Annotated in this window: 3 protein-coding genes; 1 reads left to right on the top strand and 2 read right to left on the bottom strand. The window is 42.3% G+C overall.

Annotated features, from left to right (window positions below):
• Positions 1-640 (bottom strand): ketol-acid reductoisomerase (ilvC, locus tag RQ763_RS09905; RefSeq protein ID WP_314152739.1); only part of this gene is annotated, 640 nt, incomplete at its 3' end.
• Between the two features lie 108 nt (positions 641-748).
• Here ilvC and RQ763_RS09900 point away from each other — a divergent pair.
• Entirely contained in the window at positions 749-1,369 is a 621-nt protein-coding gene (locus RQ763_RS09900; RefSeq protein ID WP_314152736.1) for a hypothetical protein, read from the top strand.
• A gap of 117 nt (positions 1,370-1,486) precedes the next feature.
• Here RQ763_RS09900 and RQ763_RS09895 read toward each other — a convergent pair.
• On the bottom strand, positions 1,487-4,424 hold a 2,938-nt coding region (locus tag RQ763_RS09895; RefSeq protein ID WP_314152734.1), incomplete at its 5' end, for a multidrug efflux RND transporter permease subunit.

The following is a 4,424-nucleotide window of genomic DNA, read 5'->3' as shown; positions in this document are numbered from 1 at the left end:
TCTCAAAACCTGCTTGAACTAGTGAAACAGCACCACCGCAAAGAACAGCCTGCTCTCCGAAAAGGTCAGTCTCAGTCTCATCTTTAAATGTAGTCTCGATAATTGCAGTTCTACCGCCGCCGATTGCAGAAGCGTAAGAAAGCGCTAACTCTCTAGTTTTTCCGCTTGGGTTTTGTCCGATAGCGATAAGGTCTGGGATACCGCCGCCTCTTACAAATTCGCTTCTAACAGTGTGTCCAGGAGCTTTTGGAGCAATCATAGTTACGTTGATATCAGCTCTTGGGTGAATTCTTCCGTAGTGGATGTTAAAACCGTGGCCAAATGCGATAGTTGCACCTTGCTTTAGGTTTGGCTCAATCTCATTTTTGTATATTTCTGATTGATTTTCATCAGGTAAAAGAATCATAACCAAGTCAGCCGCAGCAGAAGCTTCACCAACCGTCATAACTTTAAAGCCTTTTGCTTCAGCTTTTGCCCATGAAGAACCATCTTTTCTTAAACCAACAACTACTTCAACACCGCTGTCTCTTAAGTTTTCCGCATGTGCGTGCCCCTGAGAGCCAAATCCTATCATTGCAACTTTTGTGCTTTTGATAAGTTCGATATTACAATCTTTGTCGTAGTAAACAGTTAATGCCATTTGTTTTCCTTAGGTATTATATTAAGCTTAAATGCTTAAAATTTTTTTGGCATTATACTAGAATAAAGCAAAAACTTTTATAATGTCAGGAAAAATAGAGGAATATTTATGAAAAAATTTAATCTTTTCAAAGAAATCATTACAGTCGATAAAAATAGTCTGCAAGAAGCTATTGATGCAAAAAAAACTTTTGGCATAGATATTAATGGTAGAGTCTGTAACGAGCCATTTACGACAGATGACATCCTAATCTACATAGGCACTCCGAACGCAAATGTTGCTCTCAGTGAGGCTCTTGGCAGTAAATATCAGGTTGTTGAGGACGATAACAGAGTTTTAATAAAGGCTTTTTCAAACTGGCAGGAAATTATAGGGTTTAATACCATAAGAGCTACATACGACGACACTACCGCGGACGGTGTTGATGAGTTTAGCACAAAAGAGATGGAAGATATAGGGTGGCATGCCGCTGAGTTTAATATCAACTACAGAACACTCGTTGAGCTTCTTGAAAAAGAGTGTGATGGAACTCTTATCTGCATAGAGCAGGAAGATCCTTACCAGTTTAGCGGTCTTGGATTTGTCTCAAACCTAGAAGATGCAAGAGATACTCTTTTTAACTATTGCCAAACAGAGGTAAAGAGGTTGATTACAGAAGATGAGGATTTTGCAAAAGAGAGTTTAAATGATGATGAGCTAGAAGCTGCAGAGTTTTTTAAGGCTCTTTAGCTTCTAGATTTTCAGTCATTTTGTCATTGCGAGCGAAGCGCGGCAATCTCTCTTTTTGTTAACACTCTATTAGACTGCCACGTCGCTACGCTCCTCGCAGTGACGGATCTCCAATCTTCAGTTACTTTTCTTGCCAAACTTTGAGACAAGAATATAAAAGAGCGGGATAAAGACGATAGCCAAAAAAGTTGCTGCTAGCATTCCTCCGACAACTCCCGTACCGATGGAGTGTCTGCTTGCAGCACCCGCTCCGCTGCTGATTGCAAGAGGAATAACCCCCAGCGTAAAGGCAAGTGAAGTCATGATAATCGGGCGCAGACGAATCTTTGCCGCTTCTAAAACCGCATCCACCAACTCCATTCCTTGTTCTCTTTTTTGCACAGCAAACTCTACGATAAGAATCGCATTTTTAGCCGAGAGTCCCGCTAAAACAAGGATACCTATCTGAAAGTAGATATCGTTTTCAAGCCCTCTCATGCTATTTGCCACAACCGCTCCAAAGATTCCAAACGGTACCGCCAAAACAACAGATATCGGCATCAACCATCTCTCATACTGCGCAGCCAAGATGAGATACAAAAAGATGATTCCAAATATAAACGCCAAACTTCCGGCACTGCTTATCTGCTTCTCCTGATACGCCGTACCTATCCAGCTGATGGCATACCCCTCGGGCAATACCTCGTTTGCAACCTCTTCTATGGCTCTTAGAGCATCTCCAGAGCTATACCCAAGAGCATTTTGTCCAGCTACTTTTGCCGCGCTAAAGAGGTTAAATCTCTCTACCAAATCTGCACTTGTTGTCTGTTTTAGATTCACAAAAGAGCTAAGCGGAAGCATCTCTCCCTCTTTGCTTCGTACAAAGATGTTGTTCAAATCCTCTGGGCTTTTTCTAAAAGATTCCTCTGCCTGCATATTGACCATATATGTTCTGCCTAAGAGATTAAAGTCGTTGACATAAAAACTTCCAAAAGTTGCATTGAGCGTTTGGTATATCTGGTCTACGTTAATCCCTTTTGCTTTTGCTTTTGCGGTATCGACGCTTATTTTGTACTTAGGCACATTGGTGTTGAGCGTTGTTCTAACACCGACTAGCTCCGCTCTTGCATTTCCTTTTTGGATAATCTCATTGACATATTTTTGTAGCTCTTTTATGTCCGAGCCTGTTTTGTTTTGCACATACATCTCAAATCCGCCTGCAACTCCCATCCCCCTAATCGGCGGAGGAACAACACCAAAAGAGAAGCCGTCACTTGTCGCGCCAAGCTTTTTGCTTATTTGTGCTGCTATTTGGGCGGCATGCTGTTCGGGTCTTGTTCTCTCATCCCACGGCTGAAGCTTTAAGATGGTAGCCGCCGAATTTGTTCTTTGCGCAAATGTTACAAAATCTATCCCCGCAAACTGAACAATATTTGCTATATTCTCTTTATCTTTTGAAGCGATGTCGTAAATCTCTTTTGTAAGCGCATCCGTTCTGCTAAGAGACGATCCCGGAGGGTTATAGCTAAAGACAAACACCGTTCCTTTATCCTCTGAGGGAACAAGTCCGGTTTTGAGGTTTACAAACATATCGTACGTTATATAGACAAGTCCGCCAAAGAGAAGCAGGCTTAAAAATGTGTATCTGATTGTCAGTTTTACGGCACTCGTATAGCCTCTTGTTAAAAAATCAAATGTGGCGTTAAACCATTTAAAAAAGTACTTCGGCTCTTTGTGTGTCGGCTTTAACATGAGCGCACATAAAGCGGGGGTGAGTGTCAGCGCAACAAATCCTGAAATAGCCAAAGAGATGACGATGGTTACGGCAAACTGCCTATACATCTCGCCACTTAGCCCGCCTAAAAATGCAACCGGAATAAATACGGCAGAGAGAACCAAAACAATGGCAACAAGCGCACCGGAGACCTCTTTCATAGCCTGAAGCGAAGCCTCCATGGGCGAGAGTCCCTCTTTTATGTGCCTCTCGACATTCTCTATAACGATAATTGCATCATCAACCACTATCCCGATTGCCAGAACAAGCCCAAAGAGCGTAAGCAGGTTGATGCTAAATCCAAGCATATACATCCCGGCAAACGCTCCGATGATAGAGACGGGAACGGCTAAAATAGGGATAAGCGTAGCTCTCCAATTTTGCAAAAAGAGATAGATAATAAGAATAACTAAGATAATCGCCTCAATAAATGTTTTGATAACTTCTTGAATGGATATCTCAACAAAATCGGTAATATCGTAAGGAATCACATACTCAACATCCTCAACAAAACTCTCGCTAATGGCAGCGATAGTCTCCCTTACCCCTTTTGCGGTCTCAATCGCATTTGCTCCACTCTGTAAAAAAACAGCAACTGGAACGGCAGGAGAGTTGTTGAGCTTGTTTTTCATATCGTAGCTTTGAGAACCCAACTCTATGGTCGCTACATCTTTGAGCTTGAGTGCACTTCCATCCTCGTTTGCTCTGATAATAATCTCTGAAAACTCAGAAGGCTCATTAAATCTTGAGGGAGTCTCAATGGTATAGGTAAACATCTCGCTTTTAGAAACAGGCTCTGCAGAGAGTTTTCCTGCGACATACTGCTCGTTTTGCTCACGCACGGCAACTACAAGATCATTGACCGTTAACGAATATTTTTTGAGCTTTAGAGGATCAATCCAGATACGCATGGAGTAATCTTTAGCGCCAAAGATAATAACGTCTCCGACACCCTTGACTCTTTTTAGGCTATCAACAACATTCATAAGCGCATAGTTGGATAAAAACGTTACGTCTCTTGTCTGTTTTGGCGAATTGAGGATTATAACCTGAAGCATATCGGGCGACTTTTCATTGACGCGGACACCCTGTCTTTGAACCTGATCGGGAAGTTTTGAGAGAGCCGCTTGAACACGGTTGTTTACGTCTATCTTCGCATCATCGGGGTTTGTTCCGACTTCAAAAAAGATATTGATACTTAGTGAGCCGTTATCTGCTGCAAGTGAGCTCATGTAGAGCATATCTTTTGCACCGTTTATCTCCTGCTCAAGAGGTGCGGCAACTGTTTTGGAGATTGTCTCC

The sequence above is a fragment of the Sulfurimonas sp. genome, assembly GCF_032250635.1.
Taxonomy (GTDB): Bacteria; Campylobacterota; Campylobacteria; order Campylobacterales; family Sulfurimonadaceae; genus Sulfurimonas.
Note: the sequence above shows the minus strand (reverse complement) of the source record. Positions and strands in the feature narration are given on the sequence as shown.

Bases quoted from the DNA above. Each gene is read 5' to 3' on its own strand.
- RQ763_RS09900 (WP_314152736.1), top strand. From the start codon at position 749: ATGAAAAAATTTAATCTTTTCAAAGAAATCATTACAGTCGATAAAAAT.